The 2408-nt window shown below is 44.9% G+C and carries 3 protein-coding genes; all 3 read left to right on the top strand.

Going from position 1 to position 2408, the window contains the following annotated elements; genetic code table 11:
• Positions 1-150: 150 nt before the first annotated feature.
• Genes QVP94_RS18045 through QVP94_RS18035 form a run of 3 tightly spaced genes read left to right on the top strand, consistent with a single transcriptional unit; the run spans position 151 to position 2334 of the window.
• The gene (locus tag QVP94_RS18045; RefSeq protein ID WP_022193159.1) at positions 151-654 is read left to right on the top strand and encodes a DUF4494 domain-containing protein; all 504 of its coding nucleotides are present in this window, start codon (positions 151-153) and stop codon (positions 652-654) included.
• Positions 655-658: 4 nt separating this feature from the next.
• Positions 659-1327, top strand: a complete 669-nt coding sequence (locus tag QVP94_RS18040) for a YggS family pyridoxal phosphate-dependent enzyme (protein WP_022193158.1) — start codon at positions 659-661, stop codon at positions 1325-1327.
• A gap of 29 nt (positions 1328-1356) precedes the next feature.
• Positions 1357-2334 (top strand): dihydroorotate dehydrogenase-like protein, encoded by a 978-nt coding sequence (locus QVP94_RS18035; protein ID WP_005855718.1) that lies wholly within the window; start codon positions 1357-1359, stop codon positions 2332-2334.
• The last annotated feature ends 74 nt before the right edge of the window (positions 2335-2408 follow it).

The following is a 2408-nucleotide window of genomic DNA, read 5'->3' as shown; positions in this document are numbered from 1 at the left end:
TCTATTTTAAATTCCAACTGAAAACAAACACGCGAAATTAGACATCCTGACAAATTATATCTTTTGCGGCAAGTTGTTTTATTGACGAATAGCCACTATATTTGTACGTTGTTTTAAACAGAGTACAGACTAAATTAAAAAGTAAAGCATATGCACAATTGGTTTGAATGTAAGGTCTCTTACGAGAAAATGCTGGAAAATGGCATGCAGAAAAAAGTAACCGAGCCTTACTTGGTAGACGCCCTGTCTTTTACGGAAGCGGAAGCTCGCATCATCGAGGAGATCCGCCCCTTCATCACGGGTGAATTCACGGTAACAGACATCAAACGAGCTCGTTTATCCGAATTATTCTTCAACGAGAATGGTGATCGGTTCTATAAGATCAAGGTTTATTTTATCACGTTGGACGAGAAGAGCGGAGCGGAAAAGAAAACCGCCGCACAAATGCTTGCCCAAGCCACTACGCTGAAAGAGGCCATCGCCGTATTGGAAGATGGAATGAAGGGTACATTGGCGGATTATACCATCGCCTCGGTAACGGAAACCCAGTTGATGGATGTATTCCCATTCGATGCGAACAGTATTCCCGGCGAGAAGAAAAGTGGCGAGGAACTGATAGCGGAGCAAAAACAACAAGCTGAACAAAGAGTATAAAAACATGAGTATCGCTCAAAACATAGTACAACTGAAAACGTCGCTCCCGCAAGGGGTGACGTTGGTTGCCGTCTCTAAGTTTCACCCGGTGGAGGCTCTATGGGAGGCTTACAACGCCGGACAGCGGGTGTTTGGCGAAAGCAGGGCACAGGAACTGAGCGCCAAGCAAAAAGTACTACCTGAGGATATCGAATGGCATTTTATCGGCCCGTTACAAAGCAATAAGGTAAAAGATATCGCTCCTTTTATTCATTTGATCCATAGCATAGACTCCTTGAAGCTTTTGGCTGAGGTGAATAAACAAGCGAAAAAACACGACCGCACGATCCGGGTATTATTGGAGATCCATGTGGCGCAAGAGGAATCCAAGCACGGACTCAGTCCTGAGGAATGCAAGGAGTTGTTGCGTGACGAGTCCTTGGCCGAATTCCAGCATATTCGTATTTGCGGATTGATGGGCATGGCTACCAATACCGATGATACGGGGTTGATACGGGAAGAATTCCGCAAGATCCATGATTTATTTATCGAACTGAAAGAGACGCTCTGTAAAGATAATGTCGATTTCAAGGAGATATCCATGGGGATGAGCCACGATTACCCGATCGCTATCCAAGAAGGAAGCACCTTGATACGGGTGGGTACCAGTATCTTTGGCGAACGGGAATATTAAAGTAATTATTAAATCTAAATATAGGCAACATGATTGACATTAAAACCCAATACGCAGGGTTGACACTTCGCAATCCGATTATCGTAGGGAGCTCCGGACTCACCAATAAGGCGGAACGTAACAGGGATTTTGAGAAAGCAGGTGCTGGAGCTATCGTATTGAAATCTCTTTTCGAAGAGCAGATCGAGATGCAGAGCGAGGCTTTGATGCAAGACTCCGATTACCCCGAAGCGGCGGATTATATCCGTGGTTATGTAAAAGCGAATCAAGTAAATGATTATCTGGAACTGATCAAGAAGAGCAAGGAATTATGTACGATCCCCATTATCGCCAGCATCAATTGCTATAAGGCGGACGCTTGGATCGACTTTGCCCGCCAAATTGAGTTAGCGGGAGCGGACGCTTTGGAATTGAACGTGTTCTTCATGGAAACCGAACTGACCGAAGATTTCGAGAGTATCCGGGATACGTATGTCAGTATCATCCGCAAGGTAAAAGAGACCGTATCGATTCCGGTTATCATGAAGATCGGAAAGAATTACAGCAATATTCCTTCACTGGTTAATTTGTTGAAAGTAAACGGTGCTGATGGTGTCGTGCTATTCAACCGTTTCTACCAGCCAGATATCGACATCAATAATATGCAGATCGTTTCGGGTAATGTATTTAGCAATCATTCCGATTTGAGTGACACGATTCGCTGGACGGCTATCGTATCCGGAAAGATCCCGGGAATCAGTATCGCTTCCTCTACCGGTGTGCATGATTGGGAAGATGTCGTTAAATGTCTATTGGCCGGCGCTTCCGCCGTACAGATGTGTAGCGCTGTCTATACACATGGAGCGGAAATCATCTCCCAAGTATTGACTTGCGTGGAAGAGTGGATGCATCAGGCACATTACCAATCCCTTTCCCAATTCCAAGGCAAATTGAATTACGCCAATATCCCGAACCCGGCGATGTATGAGCGTTCACAATTCATGAAATATTTCTCCAACAGAGATTAAAAGAAATACCTAGTAGTAGAGACGGGGCGTGCCCCGTCTCATCACCGTCTGAATAGTATCTTTAAGTTACCATT

This window comes from Parabacteroides sp. CAG:2 (assembly GCF_000436315.1).
GTDB classification, from domain to species: domain Bacteria; phylum Bacteroidota; class Bacteroidia; order Bacteroidales; family Tannerellaceae; genus Parabacteroides; species Parabacteroides distasonis.
This window is presented reverse-complemented; position numbering and strand designations above follow the sequence as displayed.

What these genes read in the sequence shown, in the direction of transcription:
- QVP94_RS18045 (WP_022193159.1), top strand. Translation starts at nt 151, where the DNA reads ATGCACAATTGGTTTGAATGTAAGGTCTCTTACGAGAAAATGCTGGAA.
- QVP94_RS18040 (WP_022193158.1), top strand. Translation starts at nt 659, where the DNA reads ATGAGTATCGCTCAAAACATAGTACAACTGAAAACGTCGCTCCCGCAA.
- QVP94_RS18035 (WP_005855718.1), top strand. Translation starts at nt 1,357, where the DNA reads ATGATTGACATTAAAACCCAATACGCAGGGTTGACACTTCGCAATCCG.